This is a genomic window from Polyangiaceae bacterium, from assembly GCA_016715885.1.
Classification (GTDB): domain Bacteria; phylum Myxococcota_A; class Polyangia; order Polyangiales; family Polyangiaceae; genus Polyangium.
The window spans coordinates 745,306-765,270 of the sequence record JADJXL010000001.1 but is presented as its reverse complement, the minus strand read 5'-3'; the positions used below and the strand labels follow the sequence as shown (position 1 = coordinate 765,270).

14 protein-coding genes are annotated in these 19,965 nt (G+C 62.1%); 5 read left to right on the top strand and 9 right to left on the bottom strand.

What is annotated here, in order from left to right:
* Positions 1-7 precede the first annotated feature (7 nt).
* Together IPM54_03155 and uvrA are read right to left on the bottom strand one after the other, a co-directional pair.
* Complete coding sequence (locus tag IPM54_03155; GenBank protein ID MBK9258816.1) at positions 8-1,645, bottom strand: hypothetical protein; 1,638 nt, start codon at positions 1,643-1,645, stop codon at positions 8-10.
* The gene (gene uvrA / locus IPM54_03150) at positions 1,642-7,011 is read right to left on the bottom strand and encodes an excinuclease ABC subunit UvrA (protein MBK9258815.1); all 5,370 of its coding nucleotides are present in this window, start codon (positions 7,009-7,011) and stop codon (positions 1,642-1,644) included. Before uvrA ends, IPM54_03155 begins: the two co-directional genes overlap by 4 nt.
* Positions 7,012-7,144: 133 nt before the next feature.
* Between uvrA and smpB the strand changes: the two genes are divergently transcribed.
* Positions 7,145-7,624, top strand: coding sequence for an SsrA-binding protein SmpB (smpB, locus tag IPM54_03145; protein ID MBK9258814.1), 480 nt, complete (start codon positions 7,145-7,147; stop codon positions 7,622-7,624).
* The gene (locus IPM54_03140; GenBank protein MBK9258813.1) at positions 7,621-7,905 is read left to right on the top strand and encodes a hypothetical protein; all 285 of its coding nucleotides are present in this window, start codon (positions 7,621-7,623) and stop codon (positions 7,903-7,905) included. The genes smpB and IPM54_03140 overlap by 4 nt, the downstream gene beginning before the upstream one ends.
* Here IPM54_03140 and IPM54_03135 read toward each other — a convergent pair.
* The gene (locus IPM54_03135) at positions 7,888-8,757 is read right to left on the bottom strand and encodes a hypothetical protein (GenBank protein ID MBK9258812.1); all 870 of its coding nucleotides are present in this window, start codon (positions 8,755-8,757) and stop codon (positions 7,888-7,890) included. The two genes, IPM54_03140 and IPM54_03135, sit on opposite strands and share 18 nt — an antisense overlap.
* A 128-nt stretch (positions 8,758-8,885) precedes the next feature.
* On the opposite strand from IPM54_03135, the gene IPM54_03130 reads away from it, so the two are divergent.
* A complete protein-coding gene (locus IPM54_03130) occupies positions 8,886-10,415 on the top strand; it encodes a DUF362 domain-containing protein (GenBank protein MBK9258811.1) in 1,530 nt (509 codons plus the stop codon).
* Here the strand turns inward: IPM54_03130 and IPM54_03125 are convergent.
* From IPM54_03125 to IPM54_03110, 4 genes are read right to left on the bottom strand one after another with little or no spacing between them, the layout of a single operon-like run.
* A complete protein-coding gene (locus IPM54_03125) occupies positions 10,393-10,938 on the bottom strand; it encodes a hypothetical protein (protein MBK9258810.1) in 546 nt (181 codons plus the stop codon). The genes IPM54_03130 and IPM54_03125 overlap by 23 nt on opposite strands.
* A gap of 19 nt (positions 10,939-10,957) precedes the next feature.
* Positions 10,958-11,689 (bottom strand): hypothetical protein, encoded by a 732-nt coding sequence (locus tag IPM54_03120; GenBank protein MBK9258809.1) that lies wholly within the window; start codon positions 11,687-11,689, stop codon positions 10,958-10,960.
* Entirely contained in the window at positions 11,686-12,819 is a 1,134-nt protein-coding gene (locus IPM54_03115; protein ID MBK9258808.1) for an ATP-binding cassette domain-containing protein, read from the bottom strand. The genes IPM54_03120 and IPM54_03115 overlap by 4 nt, the downstream gene beginning before the upstream one ends.
* Entirely contained in the window at positions 12,816-13,397 is a 582-nt protein-coding gene (locus IPM54_03110; GenBank protein MBK9258807.1) for a hypothetical protein, read from the bottom strand. Before IPM54_03110 ends, IPM54_03115 begins: the two co-directional genes overlap by 4 nt.
* Positions 13,398-13,656: 259 nt before the next feature.
* Here IPM54_03110 and IPM54_03105 point away from each other — a divergent pair, with 259 nt between their 5' ends.
* Positions 13,657-16,146 (top strand): hypothetical protein, encoded by a 2,490-nt coding sequence (locus IPM54_03105; GenBank protein MBK9258806.1) that lies wholly within the window; start codon positions 13,657-13,659, stop codon positions 16,144-16,146.
* A 16-nt stretch (positions 16,147-16,162) separates the two neighbouring features.
* On the opposite strand, the gene IPM54_03100 is transcribed toward IPM54_03105, so the two are convergent.
* Both IPM54_03100 and IPM54_03095 read right to left on the bottom strand, forming a co-directional pair.
* Positions 16,163-17,200, bottom strand: a complete 1,038-nt coding sequence (locus tag IPM54_03100) for an SUMF1/EgtB/PvdO family nonheme iron enzyme (GenBank protein ID MBK9258805.1) — start codon at positions 17,198-17,200, stop codon at positions 16,163-16,165.
* Positions 17,201-17,334: 134 nt separating this feature from the next.
* On the bottom strand, positions 17,335-18,843 hold the full coding sequence (locus IPM54_03095; protein MBK9258804.1) for a sigma-54-dependent Fis family transcriptional regulator: 1,509 nt from the start codon (positions 18,841-18,843) through the stop codon (positions 17,335-17,337).
* A gap of 228 nt (positions 18,844-19,071) precedes the next feature.
* On the opposite strand from IPM54_03095, the gene IPM54_03090 reads away from it, so the two are divergent.
* On the top strand, positions 19,072-19,896 hold the full coding sequence (locus tag IPM54_03090) for a hypothetical protein (GenBank protein MBK9258803.1): 825 nt from the start codon (positions 19,072-19,074) through the stop codon (positions 19,894-19,896).
* Positions 19,897-19,965 lie beyond the last annotated feature (69 nt).

Here is a 19,965-nt window from a genome sequence, read left to right as displayed (position 1 = left end):
CTCGCGGCTACTTCACGAGTTCGAGGTCCATCTCTTGCGGCAGCGGCTGCATCGTTGCGGACAAACGAACGCGCACTCCATCGTGCACGGGAACTTCGACATCCAAGGCATGCCGTCCGGCTACCGCGTCGTCCGCTCCGAGTGGTGACACAGCAGCGACGCGTGCCGGTTTCAACGTCGTATTGACGAGACAAACCTCGAACGATGCTTCGACGCTCTTGATGTCGCAGGCGAACACGTCACGCGAAACGCGAGCGATGCGCGCAAGTAGGCGTTCTTCACCAGGTTTCGGAGGTCCGAGCGCCGCGAGCACATCGTGCACCCGTTTGTCACGGTGATACGCGAGCATCTTGGCGGCATGCATGCGTACGGTGCGCAGCCTTGCCCGTGACAGCTCGAAGAAAGCATCCGCCGATGCCGGCGCTCGATCGGCGTCGAGCATGCCGACGACGGATGGCTCGACACGCATCTCCGTCCCGGGAGCGACCACGTGCCACTTCACGGCTCGACCGGGCAAAAGCGGGCCGGCGAAGTAGAGACCGCGATCGGTTGCGCCGACCCGCGTGCCGGCTTCGTCACGCCGCGCAAACGTCAGCAGCACGGTGACTTCGGGCAGCGGCGTGCTGGCGTTGTTCACCACGGATACATCGAAGTCGTAACGGGGGCGGTTTCTCTTGTCCGGCATCGGTACGACCACGCCCGATCCGTCATCTGGCCGCGCTGCGAACAGCACTTCGAGCGCCAAGATGCCGTCGTTCCACAGAGGCGAGCTCGGACGAGGACAAACGCACCGGGGCAAACGTGGTTTCGGAGGGACAATCGCCTCGACCGGCGCGGCGCTCCACACGGACGAGATGCGAGCTGCAGGTTCCTTGATGGTGATCCGTTCAGAGGGATCCGGCGGCGCAGAGTACTTCCGGAAAAACGCCACGCTCGCGACAACGAAAGCTGCCACGGCAAGAACTGCAAACACCGGTCGCATCCACGGAGGAGTGTGGCGCGACGGGCTCGCTGGATCCGGGTCTTCAGCGAGCAGCGGGAGGTTGGCTGCCGGCGCGGGCGCAGTCGGTTCGAGTCCGAGGCGGAGGCACAACGCACGCTCGAAGGCATCGGACAAACGATCGGAAGCCGCTCCGCCCCAGGTTGCCGCTTGAAAGAGTTCTCGCATGACAAACCACGACACGATTGCGACAACGGCTGCCGCGGACAAACGCCCCACGGCGCCACTCACGAGCGACGGCGGCGCAGCGACAGCCACGAGCGATCCGAGTAGCAGTGGCATGGCGGCGACAAACAGGGCCGCGCGCTGGCGTGCAACGTAGGCACGAGCGAGCGCATCGCGCGGGTCGAGCGTGAAGTGCGCCAGCGTGAACCGCGTGTGCGGCGTTGCGAGTTGCGGGTCGAGCGCGAGACACAGAGCACGGCCGCGGCGCACGAGTCCGCGAACGGCGGCGTACGGCACTCGCATGGGCGCCGCTTCGACAACGCTGGCCATGACGAACCCGCGTTCGAATCGAGCGGCGCGAACGAGCTCGATTTCCATGTCGCGTTCGAAGAGCGTGATCCGTACGGCTCCGACGGCATTGGCGCCTTCGGCCGCAAGGGCAAGCGCCCCGACGGTGAAGACGTCTGCCACGGGCGTCATGCCTCCACGAGCTCGTTCACGACTGGACGATCGAACAGTGCACGGAGCACGCGTCCAGTTGCGGTCGCGCGCCGCGCAATGGCCTCGGGTGCTCCTTCGGCAACCACTTTGCCTCCAGCTTCGCCGCCTTCGGGACCAAGCTCGACGACGTGATCTGCTGCCGCAATGACCGCAGGATGATGCTCGATGACCACGAGCGAGTGACCTCGCTGCACGAGACGATCGAGCACCGTGACGAGGCGCTTCACGTCCGACAGATGCAGGCCCGTGGTGGGTTCGTCGAGAACGTACAACGTCGGCTTGCTCCGCGCGGACGAACAAAGTTCCTCGGCAAGCTTGAGACGCTGCGCCTCACCACCCGACAGCGTGTGCGAGCCTTGACCGAGCCTGAGGTAACCAATGCCGAGATCGCACATCGTCGTGAGAGGTTCGCGAATCTTGGGGTGTGCAGAGAACAGCTCCGCAGCCGCTTCTGCCGTGCGATTCAAGATGTCACCGATGGAGACGCCGAGGTACCGCACGTCGAGCGTTGCAGGCTCGAATCGAGTACCTCCACATGCTTCGCACGTCGTGACGACATCGGGCAAAAAAGACATCTCGTGAGAGATCACGCCTTGACCTTCGCAGGTCGAACAGCGGCCTCCAGCGGACGTGTTGAAGGAGAAGCGCGCCGGACCGTAACCGCGCGTTTTCGCATCGGGAGTGGCCGCGAAGAGCTTACGAATGGCGTCCCAAAGGCCGAGGAACGTGGCCGGAATGGATCGCGGGGTACGGCCGATCGGCGATTGATCGACGGCGACGGCACGCACGAGCGACGACGGAACGCGTAGCGCATCGTGACGTCCAGGATCGGGCGCGACCAGGCCGAGAGCTCGACGAACGGCTGGGTAAAGAACCTGCCTGATGAGCGTGCTCTTGCCGGATCCGGAAACGCCGGCGACGACGGTCATGCGACCAAGCGGGATACGGAGTTTGTCAATACGAAGGTTGTGCGCACGTACGCCCTCGATCTCGATGTATTCGTCTGCGCCTGGCAAACGCGCACGCGCGGATGCCAGGTCGCGCTCATGCGCAAGCGCGCGTGCCGTGGGTGAAACGGGATCACGAAGCACCACGGAAGGTGGCCCTTCTGCAACGATTCTCCCGCCAAACCTTCCGCCGAATGGACCGAGATCGATGAGGTGATCGGCTTCGCGAATGGTGTCCGTGTCGTGTTCGACCATGAGCACGGTGCTGCCCATGCCAACGAGCTTGCGGAGGTTGCCGAGCAAGCGATGCGTATCGCGTGGGTGCAAGCCGATCGTGGGTTCGTCGAGAACGTACAGTGCACCCGTGAGGCCACTCCCAAGCTGCGCGGCGAGACGTAATCGCTGCATTTCGCCACCAGAAAGCGTCGCAGCGCGCCTATCGAGCGTCAGATAACCGAGTCCGACTTCCTCGACGAATTCGAGGCGCCGCACGAGCTCGCGGTGAGGAGCATCCGCGATGAGGGCCTGATCTCCGCTGAAACGGAGCGTCTTTGCCCAGCGAGCAGCCGCAGCTACCGATCGCGCCGTGGCTTCGGGATACCGCTCGCCTGCGAGACGAACGGCGCGCGGAACGGGCGCGAGACGAGTGCCTCCGCAGGACGAACAAGGTTGCGTAGCAAGCTCGTCCGAGTCTGCGGTGCCTCCTTCGACGCCGGTTCCTTCACAACCTTCGCAACGACCTTGTTTGGTGTTGAAAGAAAACCAGCGCGGATCGACTTCAGGAACGCCTATCCCACACGTGGGGCACGTGCGCGTCGTGGAAATGAGCTCTTCGTTGCCGTTCGCTTGGCGAACTTTCAGCGAGCCTTTTCCAAACGCGAGAGCGCGATCGAATGTCGCGCGATCGAGCGTAGCGAGCTTGCCCTCGAAGATGACCAAGTCGATCGAGTGCTCGCGCCGTTTGTCGAGCTTGGGTGGTTTGTCCGTACTTGCCACGTTGCCATCGACGATCGCCATCGTGACGCCAGCTCGTGCGGCAGCGGTGAATACGTCGAGGTACGTACCTTTGCGCGCGACGACCGCGGGCGCGAGAAGCGTACGATTGCCGCGCGTGGCGAGCAGACTGCGGTACGCGTCCTCGGGCAGACGCGATGCGATGGGTACATCGCACGATGGACAGTGCGGCGTTCCAACTTTGGCGTAGAGCAGCCGCAGGTAGTGCGCAATTTCGGTGACCGTTGCGACGGTGGAGTTCGATCCGGATCTCGTCGTGCGTTGTTCGAGCGCAATTGCAGGTGGCACGCCCGTGACTCGATCGACGTCGGGCTTGGGCATGGTCGGGAGAAACTGTCGCGCATACGGCGTGAGCGTTTCGAGGAATCGCCTTTGGCCTTCCGCAAACACGACATCGAATGCGAGCGTGCTCTTGCCCGAACCGCTCGGCCCCGTGACGACGACGATCTTGCCGTGAGGAATGGTCGTCGAAACCTCGACGAGGTTGTGCTCGCGTGCGTTGACGATTTCGATGGCAGATGGCGTAGGAGGCGAGGAGGCGCCATTTGCTCGATGCGTTTTCCCGTTTGTCTTGGAACGCCTTCGTCGCGAGGATGGCGTGGACCCCTCGAGATGCGCGGCAAGCGCTTTGCCCGTGCGAGTGTCGCTCTGCGCGATTTGGTCAGGCGTTCCCTCAGCAACCACGCGCCCCCCGTCCGCACCTCCGCCAGGGCCGAGGTCGACGATCCAATCGGCAGCAGCCATGACGTCGAGGTCGTGATCGACGACGATGACGCTGCCACCGCCACGCACGAGATCGCGCATGGCATCGTTGACCAACAGCACTTCTTCCGCGTGCAAACCGGCGCTGGGTTCGTCGAGCAAGAACAGCGTACCGACGGACGATTCGGCGAGCGCCCGAGCTAGCTTCAGACGCTGCGCTTCACCACCGGACAACGTCGACAGCGGTTGACCAAGTGCGAGGTAGCCAAGACCCAACCGAGCGAGCGGCCCGAGCGCTCGTACGACGGCTGCTTCACGCGCGAAAGCCTCGAGCGCTTCGTTGATGGACAACGCGAGCACATCGGCGACGGAGCGGCCGTCGAGCTTGACCTCCAGCACTTCGTCGCGGAAGCGTCGGCCCTGACAAACCGGACATGTGAGCGACACGTCTGCCAAAAACTGCATCTCGATCGTTTCGGCACCTTCACCCGCGCATGCCTCGCATCGACCGAGCGCGACGTTGAAGGAGAAGTGCCCTGCGGTGAGCTCGCGCTCTTTGGCTTCGGGCAACGCGGCGAAGAGTTGCCGAATGCGATTCCACGCGCTGGTGTACGTCGCGGGGTTGCCTCGTGACGTGCGACCGAGCGGCGATTGGTCGACGATGGTGACGGCCTTGAGGCTGCTCGTACCTTCGATGCGTCGATGCGTTCCAGGCGTGTCGATGTCCTTGTATCCGCGTGCTCGTGCAAGAGCGCGGTACAGGATGTCGTCGACGAGCGTGCTTTTCCCCGAACCGCTGGCACCTGTCACGCAAACGACCTGCCCGAGCGGAAGACGTACGGTGAGGTCTTTCAAGTTGTTCGCGCGTGCGCCAACGATGCTGATCGCCCCACGTGGTGCCGTGCTCTCACGAGGCGTCGACGATGTAGGCACGTGCGCGCGCGAGATCGCTCGCCCCGTGGGAGACGACGTGTCCGCGGCCAGGGCCTCCGGCGAACCGTCGAACACGACGCGTCCGCCCTGTTTACCGGCGCCAGGACCAAGCTCGATGACGCGATCGGCGGCACGAACGATTTGCGGCTCGTGCTCGATGACGATCACGACGTTGCCGCGAGCAGCAAGCTCGCGCATGGCATCGACGAGCGGCGGAATGTCGGCTGGATGAAGGCCCACGGTGGGTTCATCCAGGACAAACAGTGCACCGGTTAGAGACGAGCCAAGCGCGCCGGTGAGCGTCACACGCTGTGCTTCACCGCCCGACAAAGTGCGCGCTTGACGATCGAGCGTGATGTAGCCGAGACCGACGCGTTCGAGGTACGCGAGCCGTTGTTCGAGCTCTTTGCGAACGATTTCGCCTTGTCCCGTCGTCGTCGAGAGCGTTGCGAGGCGGGAGCGGGCGTCGCGCAATTCGAGTCCGTGCCAGGAAGCCAAATCGAGGTCCCCTACGCGATAACGAAGCGATTCGGGCGACAAACGTTTTCCATCACAAGCTTTACAGAGGTCATACGACCGATAACGCGCGAGAAGCACGCGGACGTGCATCTTGTACGTGCGCGTTTCGAGCCAGCGGAACCAAGCTCGGAGCCCTGGATACTTGCCGCCGTGAAAACTGCCTTCGCCATCGAGCACCATCGCGCGCTGCGTCTCGGAAAGTTGTGCCCATGGCACGTTCACGGGGATTTCTTTGCGATCGCAGAATTTGCGGAGAACTCGGCGTTCCCACTGCGTGCTCGATCCGGTCCAAGGTCGGATTGCACCACCTTCGATGGTTTTGGAATCGTCGGGAACAACCTTGTCCCAAGCGATTCCGATGGTGCGCCCAAAGCCTCGGCACGACGGACAAGCGCCCGTCGGGGATTCATAAGAAAACATGCCGATGCGCGGAGGATCGAATGCACGTGCGCAGGATGGACAAGCAAGCCAGCGAGGAATGAGGACCCGCCGTTTTTCGGAGTCTTCTTTCGAGCTTCCAACGTGAAGCGCAGCACTGCCGTCGGATCGTTTCCATGCTTCTTCGATGGCGGATCCGAGACGGCGTTTGTCTCGACCATCCAGCTTCAAACGATCGACGACGACTTCGATATTGCCGCCGGCGGCGACGGCGTCACTCGGCGCGACCTCGTCGATGTCGCGGATTTCGCCGCTTACGAAAAGGCGGCGATAACCTGAACTGAGAAGGGTTTCGCGTACTTCGAGAAGTTGTTCGGTGCCGCTGACGGGCACGCGATATGTCACGAGCGCGGCTTTGCCCTCATGATTGGCTACCGCTTGTGCTGCTGCACGAGCTGGGTCGACACGCGCTGCGGGAACCTGGCAATCGGGACAAATTGGAACGGCTTCACGAGCGAACAGCGCTGCGAGATAGGGTTCGAGGTCCGCCATTGTGGCGACGGTCGAACGGGAGCTTTTGATGGGGGCGCGGCGATCGACGGCGACACCAGCCGCAACGGGGTCGAGCTCATCGATGGGCGGTCTTTCGAGCCGTTCGAGAAATTGCCGTGCGTACGGGCTGAAGCTTTCGACGAATCGCCGCTGGCCCTCGGAATAGAGGGTATCGAGCGCAAGGGACGACTTTCCCGAGCCTGATACGCCAGCGATGCAGACGAGCTGTCCCGGGGTGAAATCGAGATCGATGCCTTGGAGGTTGTGGGTTCGCGCGCCGCGCAAACGGATGGTTTGCATGAGTGATTGCCGGCGTTCCTAGCACGGCGCGCGTGTTTGTCGCGACGATGTACGTACCGAGCTATGGACGCGGCGCGCACGGCGCGCTACTTCGAAAAGCGGGCGCAGCCATGCATGCGTCGAAGGTGTGCAGGTGGGCGAGAAACAAGCGAGCGACGAAAAGCTCATCGTGAAAAACCGGCGGGCGAGCTACGAGTACGAGCTCGGTCAGAAGTACGAAGCCGGGATCGTGCTCATTGGTAGCGAAGTCAAAATGCTTCGCGACGGAAAAGCCGACATTTCCGACGCGTGGTGCGCCATCACGAACGGCGAAGCGTTCATTCACGGGATGCTCGTGGCCGAGATGCCCGGCGCGGCGTTCGGGCACATCGGCAAACGTGGTCGCAAGCTGCTTTTGAATCGCAAAGAGATAGAGGAAATCCGTCGAGCCGTAGAACGCGAGGGGATGACGGTCGCGGCGACGAGGCTTTATTTCAAGCAGGGCCGCGTGAAGGTGGAAATCGCCTTGGCACGGGGCAAGAAGCACGCGGACAAACGCGAGACGGTCAAGCGGCGGGAAGCCGAGCTCGAAGCAAAGGCGGCGATGCAACGCGGTCGCAAGGGGGACCGATGACCGATCATGTACGACTGCCGAGCGAAGGCATGGCGAGCATCGTGGCAATCGACGGTGAACGCGTGAGCCTCCTCAGCACGCGACCATCGGCTCCAGGGTGCCCGCTTGCAGGAAACATGATGGAAGACGGCGCGCTTTTGCGCGTGAAAGTGCATCGGTGTCGCAAGCAGGGCGAACGATTCTTGATTGAAGGTCGCTTGATCGATGCGACTCGACAATTGCGAGAACGACTGGGAGCGCTCGTCGCGGCAAACGATGCTCAATCAAATCGTGCCGGGTAGAGTCCCTTGTTCGGCCATCGACGAGTATCCGGATTTGGGGCCGAGAATGATGAAGTCGGCAAGCTTCATGCGCGCGGCGAGCACTGCGCGATGAGCCCGTAAAACGAAGCGCATGTCATCAGGCGTGACGCTCACATCGCCACTCGGATGATTGTGCACGATGGCGATTGTTTTGACGTGCATCTTCGCAGCAGCAGTGGTGACGGCATTCACGTCGAGAGCCGTACCGTGAACGTCGCCATGAGAAATGCGACATGTGCCGTGCAAACCGCGGGCATCGTCGATACCGACGATCCATATGTCCTGAACGAATTGTCCGCCGATTCGGAGTTTGAACCAACGTGCGATTTCTGCGGCGCCATACATTGGACCGGTTGGACGGGCTTCGCGCACGAGCCCTCGGCGCCCGAGCTCGCATGCGGCAAGAATGCGGGCGGCATCGGCTTGCGATATCCCCGCCAACTCGACCAAGTCATCAATGCCGAAACGAGAAAGACGAACGAGAGAGCCCGCCGCGGCAATCCATTTTAATGCGGTTTCACGCGAGCAACCAGCGACGGTCACGAGCAATGCGGCATCGTCCATTGCAGCAACGTCGAACGGATGCGGACGCTCCGCCGAAAGCGATTCCGGAGCAAGCTGTGCAGGTGGGGGAAGTCGCACGGTTTTGGCGCGATATTCACGCGGCGACCACGGTTGCATCGCGCGTGGGGTCGGCGGAGCCCATGCGGGAAGCCCGTCGGCACGCGCCTCGTTGACCCGATTGACCCGAGAGCGGCCGAGATCGGTCGAGCGAGAAGGTGGACGCACGGCCATGGCGGCAAGTGATTGCGGATGGTTGGGTTCGTTCATGGCGAGCTCTGGATCCAAGGCGAGGTGGTGGACATGGAGCGAGGGTTCCCATCCTTTGAAACTGAACGGATGTCAAGCGGAAGGAAGGGGTTGCTCGGTCGAACGGCGCCACATACGCTGGGACGGACATGAAAATACCGTCGCGGCCCCGAGTCATCATTCGCCGTTGCCCGACCTACGACGTCGAGCACATCCACCGCATCATCCGAGAAGGCCTCGAGGAGCTCGACCTCCGGCCGCACGGAAGAACGTTGGTCAAGCCGAACTGCGTGGCGTCGGGAACCGCGTTCCCTCATGCCTACACGCGCCCGGAATTCCTCGAAGGCGTCATTCGAGGACTGCGCGACCGCGACGACGGCCAAGTCAAAGAACTCGCCATCGGGGAGCGGTGTGGGATCACGATTCCAACCCGGCGCGCGTTCGACTTGGCCGGCTACTACCCGATGTTCGAGCGCACGGGTGTCAAGCATTACCATTTCGAGGAAGAACCGCAGGTCGAAATACGGCTGCGTCACAAAGAACGGCTGCGTGACTATCTCTTCACGCCCGAACCTGTTGCCAAAGCAGACTTCTTCGTCAACTGCCCCAAATTCAAGAGCCATCCCTGGACCACCGTGACGTTTTCCATGAAAAACTACATCGGCATCCAGGACGATAGGCACCGATTGATCGATCACGATCACCGCCTCGACGAAAAAATTGCCGATCTGCAATACATCATCCAGCCTCAATTCATTGCCATCGATGCCATCGTGGCCGGAGAGGGCCGGATGCTCACGCCCATTCCGCGCAACCTGGGGCTCGTGATCATGGGCAATGCCCAGCTTGCTTTCGATGCCGTTTGCTCGAGAATCATTGGTGTGGATCCTCGAACGGTCGATCATTTGCGGTTTGCGTCGGAGCGCGGATTCGGTTCGCTGGATCCCGACGCCGTCGACATCTCCGGCGACGTAACGCTGGAAGAAGCCCAGGAAATGGCCAAAGGCTTCAAAGTAGGGTTGGTTCGCGTCGAAAAGTATTTCGAGGGAAGTCATATCAACGCGTATGCAGGTCCTCCGCCGGAACCCGAACGAACCGATTACTGCTGGGGCGGTTGCCCGGGAGCGCTCGAGGAAGCCATCGAAATCCTGCGGCAATACGACCAAAATTGCGATTCGAACATGCCCCGCATGCACATCGTCTTCGGGTCGTACGAAGGTCCAATCGATGCCGCGCCGGGCGAACGCGTCATCTTCATTGGCGATTGTGCGCAATGGTCGGGTCAGCTTCACGGAAAAACAATCCGCGTGGAAAGCCTGTACCGAGATCGCGCCCAAAAAGATCCGTACCAGGCCAAACACGAAGACGTATTCGTCAAAATGGCTCAAGTCATCGGAAAGCTCGCCACGAGCGATACGAAAGAACCGCTGCGGCTCGAAGGATGCCCGGTCAGCGTGGCCGAACAGGTACTCGTGCTGGTAGAGCTCGGCAAATTGAAGAATCCAATTCTATCGCCGGAAGAATTGGTTCATTTCAACAAGGCATACGTGGGTTGGCGCAGCCGAACACTCATGAAGCGTGTGTCCGGCACACCCTACCAAATTCACGGGCCTTGCTCGCGTGGCGAAGCAGCGCCCGATGTGACGGTTCCCGCCGCTAGTCCGCCGGCCGCAGAGTAACCTCGAAAAGAACCTCGACAGCGTCCTTTACTTTGAACGCTCCGAGTGGCCCCTTGATTTCTCGCACACCTAGTTTCGCCAAGGACAATTCGGTTCGTCCTGTCATACGAATGCGTCCATCGGCTTCACCGCCGCGCATCGCGATCGGAATGGATTGCTTGCCGAGCCCGCTTTCGACGACCGCGTCGACGTGATTCCACTCGCGCCCGTGGCCGCGCACGTGAATCTCTTTTACTCCAGGAAAAACTTCTTCGCGAATTTTCCGTTCGATCTCCAAACGATCAGAACTGGATATGCCGGCCGGATCCAAGCGATCGCCATGCAATTGACCTGCAACGCGAATTCCCGCAACGGGCACGATGAGCTCTCCCGAAAAACCATCGGCTTCTCGATTCACTCGACCGCGAATGTCCGAAGCAACGAGCTCGAGGTCGTGCGCCAATCGAGCGAGCATGCCGGTCGTACGTGTCCGAATGGCAAGTTTCGATGCAGGCGCTTCGACGATCAATGTAACGGATTCCATCATGCACCTCCTCGGCGTCTCAGTCGCGAGATCGTGTGATTGCCAGTGCGGAGAGCACGATCAACATGACGACGAGCGCCATGCAATTTTGAGGCTGGGAAAAACCCGTGGGCCCCGCTTCGCCAAGGAGCCCGCGAGCATGGGATCGCGGAAAGATCGCGGCAAATACGCCGGTACCACTACCAAAGAGAAAGTCGAGCACGAGCGGGACCCAGCGACCGCGGCCTCGGTCGAAAAACGCAGAGCCAAATGCAAACCATCCGCCATACGCAGCGGCGACGAGTCCGCCAATCCAACCGCTCGTAAAAAGCTCGAGCGCAAGCGGGCGTGACGCTGCGCCATGTGCGGACACGACGGCGGCCATGGAGAGCAAGACGCCACTGGCAGCAGAAACCAGGACGAGCGCGATGACGATTCCGAGAGCTACGTCGCGACGAGCAGCGCCAAAGCGAGCAACGGACCATGCGGCATCGCGAAGGCCCGTGCGCTGACATGCACGGGCAGCGATCGCGAAGCAGTAGAGCGGAATGACGAGCCGAAAGGTCGAAAGAAGAGAGCGATCGACGGCTCCCCACATCGTCACACGACGCTCGATGATGCCCCCGACGACAGCAAGCGCGAGGGCGAGTGCAACGAGCAGAAACGTCGGGCGTGACATCAAGCGACGTCCCGCGGTCATGAAGCCGAGACGCACACCCGTCGTGACCGGAGCCCCGCGAATGACGCCTGAGGATGCCTCGATCGAGCTCATCGCGAGCCTCCTGCCAGAGGTGCGTTCGACGTCGCCGGACGATGAGGCGGCGTCGCACGGCGCAGCGCTTCGGTGGTTTCCGATGCTGCACGCAAACGCGTGAGGCCCGGTGATGCGGGCGCGATGGCCTCGATGACCGCACCCACCTCGGTTGCTGCGTCGGCAAGCGCCAATGCACATGCATCGATGTCGCTCCCGGACAAACGAAGCTCGGCCGCTTGCGCGGATGCATCTTGTTTGTCGTTCCAAGCGACCGAGGAAACTTCGGGACGCTCGGCAAGGACACGCGCAAGTAGGCGAATCGGAGCGAGACCGTCGTGCTGTTCGGCGGGACGAACCCAAGCGACGAGCAGCGGAGTGCCTCCAGGCAAGACGTCTGCCGACGAGGTGCCTCCGGCGATCGCGCCGCGATGAAGAACGATGACGCTATCGCCAAGGGCACGCGCGTCAGCGGGCGAGGATGTCGTGATGACGACGCACGTCCCCGCGGCGGCAAGCTGTCGGATGCGTTCACGCACGACGCCGAGAAGGTTGACCGCCACATCGGCGAGCGGTTCATGAAGTGCAACGAGCAGAGGCGATGGCGTCGAAAGCGCGATCGCGAGCTCCACAGCGCGGGATTCGGCAAACGACAACGAGGTTGGGCTGCGCGGTGCGAGGCTTTCGAGCCCAAGGCTCGCAAGCACCTCGGTCGGTCGAGCCTGGGCTTCGCCGCGTGCGTGCTGCGCGATGCTCACTGCCTCGGCAACGGTGCGCGAGGGTGGAAGCAGCGGTTCTGGAGGGAGCATTCCGATGCGAGCACGCGTGGCTCCAGATCGGGCGGGCGAAGCGCCAGCAATCGCCACGCGCCCACGCAGCGGCGCTCGAGTGCCCGTGATGACGTCGAAGAGCGCAAACGTCCCATCTTCCGGACCGCCGACGAACGCGAAGACACCTGAACCGAGCGCAAGGCTGACACCGGAAAGGGTGCCGCGTGCACGGCGCCTGGGCGCGGCAGCATCGCGCGCCATGACGGCATGCAGGAGGACGAACGGTTCGGCAGTGGGCTCTGCTGTCGGCGCAGGCTCTTCGGCGGCCGGTGGCTGCGCGTCTACCACAGCATCCGAGTTTGTCTCGTCGTCATCGCTCACGCGCTTGCTCCCAGGCTGCCGATGTCGAGGATCAAGGACAACGCAGCGGAAAGTGCACCGGGGATGGAGTAGATGCTGCGCCCAAAAAGCTCTCCGACGATCCACGGCAGAAGCACGATCGCCGAGACGACGAGCTTCCCGCGGCGTCCACCCACTCGAGCGGAGAGCGACGCTGCAGCGCCGAGCACGACCCCGACGATGAGGGAGAACGCGAGCAATCCAAGTGCGATCCCGACGCGTCGAAGTGCCATTCCAGCACTGGATGCGAGGGCGGCGATGGCGATTGCGAGCGTCACGAGGGGAAGCGCCGTGGTCCGCGCGATATGCATCATCGCGGCGTACGTGCGAACGAGATCGAGGTGGGCAACGTGAAGGCCGCGCATCGCGGAAAGAGCCTCGATGCCACCTTCGCGATCGGCCGTGCGACGATCCGTTGCTGCTGCAAGGGTCGTGGGTGCCGCTGCAACGCACGCGATGGACGCCGCTCCGGCATCGATGAGGCCATCGAGTGGCGCGGTGGGACCATCGGATGCACGGACGATGATCGCGAACACGGCGAGCGACAGCGCAAGCGACATGCCACTCACGAACCCGATGCGTGAGAGTGTCGAGTGAGCAAGACGAGAGCGCGAAAGCGCAATGGCAACGAGCCAACGGTGCTTCCGTCGGTCGCGTCGGGCTCCAGTTGGATCGCGCATTCGTGAAGCTTTCGTGGGGCCTTCCGACGTCGACATCTCTCGCAATCTCTCGTGCGAAGGGTGCACGGATCGGGCTGCTCGAGTTCACGAGCGGCACTTCCGAAGCACCTTTAGCAAGGATATCCTTCTACGCACTACCGTGCTTGACCTCAAAATTCGCTGCAAACGCGTGTCTCTTGTCTTGTCCCTGGTGCTCTCCGGCGGCTCGCTCGCCATCGGTTGTGCCCCGGATTCGACCATCGGAAAAACCGCAACGTCATCCGGTACCGCCACGGGCGGCGGCGGAGGCATGGGCGGCGAAGGCGGCGATGCGAGCTCGTCGAGCAGTTCTTCTTCGACAAACGCGTCCTCCTCGTCGAGCTCGGGCTCGGGCGGAAGCGGAGGCGAAGGAGGCGGTTCTGGCGGCAGCGGTGGTTCCGCCGGAGGGGGAGGTTCCGCAGGCGCCGGCGGCGGTCCCCCAATGAGCAATTGCCCTCCCGACGAGGACTTCGACGGGATATCGGACACGGTTGAGGGCAAAGAGACGAACGTCGATACCGACGGTGACAGCATCCCCGACTACCTCGATCTGGACAGCGACAACGATTCGATCCCGGACAGTCTCGAAGGACAAACCGCATCGGTTGGTTGTGCAACTCCGCAAAACTCCGACACCGACGCGCTGCCCGACTTCCGTGACACCGACAGCGACGACAACGGGTTGCCCGACTTGCTCGAGGTTTATCCGGACGGAACTCCATACGACGCGCAAAAGCCAGCGCCGAACCCGGCTGACACTGATGGCGATGCCATTCCCGACTACGCCGATCCGGACAACGACAACGACTCACTCGTCGACACGCTCGAGCTCGTCGGTGGTCAAGCCGTCGACACGGACGGCGACGGCTTGCCCGATCTATCGGACCTCGACAGCGACAACGACACGATCAGCGACACATTCGAAGGCGTGGCGGATCCCGACGGGGACAACAAGCCGGCTTATCAAGACTTGGACAGCGATGGGGATGGTTTGTCCGACCTGTGTGAAGCCGGCCCTGGTCACATGATCAACGATCCCGTGCCGGATGCGGACAACGACGGCAAGTACGACTTTCTCGATGTGGATTCGGATGCCGACGGGATTCTCGACAAGAACGAAGACGCGAACCTCAACTGCATGCTCGACGAGCTCGAGACGGACCGGACAAACCCCGACACGGATGGCGACGGGACAAACGATCTCATCGAAAAGGAATTGGGGTCGGATCCACGCAATCCGTTCGTGACGCCTGGAACGCTGGGCAAGTACTACTTCGTCCTGCCGTACCTCGGGCCTCCGTCGCCAGCGGTGAACATCGTTCCGCTTCGAACGAATCTGAACCAGGGTGACGTCGCGTTCATGGTCGACACGACGGCGACGATGGGCGGCGAAATCCAAAATCTGAAGAACAACCTCAACGCAATCATCACGAAGCTCAAGGCGTCGATTCCAGACCTCGCCGTGGGCGTTGCAGGCTTTGATGATTTCCCCACCGGCTTGTACGGCACAGCAGGCGTCGACTTGCCGTTCTACGTAGCGGGCACGACGGGGTATGTGAGCACGGCGCTTGCCGACAACATCTCTGCGGTGTTTGGCCTCAACGTGCACGATGGCGGAGACGGCCCGGAATCACATGTTGCGGCGATGCATCGAGCGCTCACGGACTACTACTTGATCTGGGATGGCGGTCAGATGGCCCCGCTCGGTGCGCCCGGCGGTCGGTACGGATCGCTGCGCTTCCGCGATACATCGTTACCGATCCTCATCGCGGTCACGGATGCGCCGTTCCACAACGGGCGTCGCTCGAACAATCCCAACGCGCTGCACGATACGTACTCGTTCAACGACACGCCCCCCTTCCCTACGCCCACGATCGATCAGCTCGTCACGGCGATGAAGAACAGAGGCGCGCGATTCATCGGCGTGTCATCGGCGGATGGAGCTCGCGCGGGAGCCGATCCGTACGAAGACATGGCGTATCTCGCGGATCAGACGGAGTCGTACGTATCGCCGTCGGCATTCGGTGGCATCAAGTGCGGCACGGGGCTCAATGGTGGGTTCATCAATCCAGACGGCCCGATGAACGCAGAGAACCCCGGCGGAACGTGCCGACTGATTTTCGACATCAGCACGGCGGGTACGGGGCTCAACGACGTGACGCTCGACAACGCAGTCAAGGCGCTGCTCAAGTCGATCAAGCTCGACGTGCGTGCGCTGATCACGCCCGACTTCAACGATCCGATCGATTCGGTCGACACGTTCATCGACAAGATCGCGGTCAATGCTCCTGGAGGTGAGGATCCGGCCGAACCAGGTGTGCCCTGTTTCTCTCTGAACGCCATGATGCAACTGACGGACATCTGGTCTGGCCCGAAGGGCATCTCGAAGATGCAGGACGGCATCAACGAGACGGCGCTCGGAATCGTGCCCGGGCAAAAGGTTTGCTTTCAGGTCGTGCCCAAGGGAAACACGACGATTCCGCAAAACGCGAGCGCGCAGATTTTCCGGGCGACGCTGACCGTGAAAGCAAAGAACGGTATCGCGCCATCGGAACTGACGCTCGGCGTGCCGCGTGAAGTGCTGTTCTTGATACCGCCGGCGCCGCAGTGAATCGCCCATCCCACCATCACCACTGCGGTTCCTTCTTGCCCCTGCGCTTTATTTTGCGCGCCTTTTCGCCAACCCCGATCTTGCCCCACTCGTAGGACAAGCGCCTCCGGAAGGCGCCGGCATCGTCGCCGCCGTAGACGTAGAGCTCACGAGCGGAATCCGCTTCTCCGATGGTCGGTTGCCACCGTTCGGTCGGGACAAACCCGAGCGAAATCGGAACATCGGAACGCATGCGCGCCACGATGACGCCACAACGCGCCTTGCCGGCCCCCTTGGCGCATCCACCACCGAGCATGAGCTCCTCGTTCCCAAGCGGATGCCATACCCAAACCCGTTTGACGACAAATCGTTTGTCGGGGTCGTACTTCTTCGCCTCTGCACGAATGTCTTCTGGGGCGAGCGGTTCGAGCATCGGGCCGGTCTTCGTGTCGTTCGGCAAGTAGACGAGCGGCGTGCCACGCGTAACGCTCAAGACGACCTCGAAACTGTTCACGTCGCCTGCGCAGCATCGGACACCGATATCGCCGCGCTTCATGTCGGCACGCGTCGCTCGGCCATTCGCACAGCGACCAATGAGCTCGCCTTGCGTGCCGTTGCCTCCGCGTGTCGCGATGAGGTTGGTCTTCGTCGGATCGCGTTTCCACTGGCTCGCCGTCCACTCCCAGATGCCACCGTGCATGTCGTGCACGCCGAACGCGCTACGGCAGCCAGCGTTCATACCCGTTGGTACGAGGTTCCGATTGACCCCCGTCGCACACACGGAAGCTCGATACGTGTCGCCGTATTCGTACGTCGTGTTTTGCGGCCCCTTGCAAGCACGTTCCCACTCGAGCTCGGTGCAGAGGCGTTTGTCCTGCGCAACGCACAATGCTTCCGCCTCGGCTTGCGTCACGTTCGTCGTCGGGATGGCACCAGGTTCATTCGGGTACGGATGAACGTCGATGTAAAACCCCGTCATGACGACTTGCTCGCCGGTCATTTCTTCGTCGGCCACGCGCGGCATGCGATCGGGCGGCGTGCCTGCGATGAGCGTGCCGGGCGGAATCCACGCCATGCCCGGCCGCGGCGCAGGCTGCTGGTTTCCGCTCAGCCACGCGGGAGCATCTTCGACGCCAGCATCGGTCGGAGTGGGAGCTGTGCGTTTGCCTGTGCAGCCGAGGACAAACAGAGCGGCAAACGCAAACTTCTTCACGTCGATTCGGAGTCACGCTCCCGAAGGCCCAGCTCCTTCATCTTGAGCTGCAATCCTTTACGAGAGATTTTGAGAAGCCTTGCGGCATGCGTCACGTTGCCCTGGGTCTGTTCAAGCGCGCGCACGATGAGCTGCCGTTCGAGACGGCTCATGGCTGCCTTGACCTGCTCCTTCAAGCCATCCGCTGGATCGCCCACGGAAGCCTGCGAGCTCGTTTGAGGACGTGACGTCTCGCCCGTCGCAGGCGCCGCGGCGAACGCAACCGTGGTCGCTTCGTTCGAACGCACTTCGTCGGACAAGTCTTCGAGGCGAATGCGGGATCCATCCGCGAAGAGCACCGCTCGTTCGATGACGTTTTCGAGCTCGCGGATGTTGCCAGGCCATCCGTATGAGCACAAACGATCGAGCGCATCCTGTTCGACGCCATCGACGTTCTTGCGCAGGCGCGTGTTGAACTTCGCGATGAAGTACTGGACGAGCGGAGGGATGTCCGAGCGGCGGTCGCGAAGCGCTGGAAGCGCAATCGATACGACGTTCAAGCGGTAGAACAAGTCCTCACGGAACGATCCTGCTCCGATCTCGCGCTTGAGGTCTCGGTTCGTCGCGGCGACGAGGCGGACGTCGACGCGGATGGTCTTGATACCTCCAACCCGCTCGAATTCGCTTTCCTGGAGCACACGCAGGAGCTTGACCTGCATCTCGTTCGGAATTTCGCCGATCTCGTCGAGGAACAACGTTCCGCCCGATGCGAGCTCGAAACGGCCCGGCTTCGATCCAACGGCTCCCGTGAACGCACCTCGCTCGTAGCCGAACAGCTCGGACTCCATGAGGTCCTTCGGGATCGCAGCGCAGTTGACCTTGATGAAGGGGCGATCGCGCCTGCTGGAGTTGTCGTGCAAGGCCCGCGCGACGAGCTCTTTGCCCGTGCCGCTTTCGCCTGTGATGAGCACGGTCGTGGGGGTGTCGGCAACGCGCTCGATGATGGCGTAGAGATCCTGAATGGGCTGACTTTCGCCGATGATTCCGAAGCGCGCGTTTCCTTCGCGAGGTGCGGAAGGAACGACGTCACGTGATGCGTCGGCGCTCGCAAGGTCCCTCGTTCGCAACGCCTTGCGGACGACCATGCGCACTTCGTGCTGGTCGAAAGGTTTTGTTATGTAGTCAAAAGCTCCGGTCTTCAGAGCTTCGACGGCGTTGTCGACGGTGCCGTGGGCCGTGAGCATCACGACGGGCCTACTCGGATCGTCGCGGACAGCGGCGCGCAAGAGATCCATGCCGTCGACCTTGGGCATCCGAAGATCGGTAATCACCAAGTCGATGTGATGGTCCTTCAGGAAAGCGAGGGCCTCTTCGCCATCCTCGGCCGTATGCACTTCGTACCCATCACGACTGAGCTGCGCGCTTAGAACGCGGCGCAGGTTCGCCTCGTCGTCGACGACGAGGATCTGCTTCTTCTCGGGAAACACCAGATCGAGCTTACCAGAGTAAGGCACAAAGCGGAGCATGATCCGGGCATTGGGGAGCCATCTGACGTATTTTTGCTCGACATCGCCCGCTGCGCGTGGCAACCGAGAGCCGGCTTTGTCCGCTCGAAGTGATCGCGCTTTTTTTCACGAACGGCGGCTCATGCCTTATGCTCGGAGCGAAGGACGGAAACACGCATCATGTGGGGAACTCGCGCGCAGGGGATGACTCTGGCCGGGCTCGCTGTCAGCGCATCTCTGATCGCTGGCATGGCGCTCGCTCAGGACCCCCAAAACCCGTTTGCCGGTGAATGCAATCGTACGGCAACGCCCGAAGAAATCGAAGGAGCTCGAGGCGCCCATCAGGCTGCCAAGCAGTTCTATGATCAAGCCGAGTACGAACGCGCGATCCAGTATTGGCGCGACGTCTTCAAGTTCGATTGCAATGCCATCCCCGTGCTGCTGAACATCGCCAACGCGTACGAAAAACTCGGCGATCGGCAGAACGCGATCTTTGCACTCGAGGCGTACATCATGCGCGCAAAGCTCGCGAACCCTTCGGCGAACGTCACGAAGTACGAGACGAAAGTTCAAAACCTGAAGCAACTGCAGCAGGCGCAAGCATCCGCGTCGGCGTCGGCATCAGCTTCCGCGGTGGCACTTCCAACCGCGAGCACGCCTCCGCCGCCGCCTTCGGCCACGACGCCGCCCGTCATGGTAAAACCCTACGGCGCAGCGCCCTGGGCCGTCGTGGGCGCCGGCGCGGCCGTGATGGTCGTTGGTGGGATCCTGATCCCGGTCGGTCTGAGCCAAGTTTCCGACGCACAGGCAAACTGCAAGGAAAGTGCGACCGGCCAGTGGAGTTGCCCGAACCAAGCGGACGTCGACGCGGCGCAAATGGGACAAACCCTCGTCCCCGCCGGAAAGGTTGCTCTCGGTGTTGGTGCTGCCGCCGTCGTCGGAGGCTTGGTGTGGGAGTTCCTTGCGAACAAACCCGCCCCCGCTGACGCCGACAAACCCGCCTCAGGTCGAGTCCGCATGTCACCGTCGTTCGGCCCCGGCATGACGGGCGCAACCATCCACGGTACGTTCTGACGAACCCCGTTCGCCTTCGAAAACCCCGTTCGTCCAAACACAACCCCAGCCGACCTCGAGCGAGCGTGT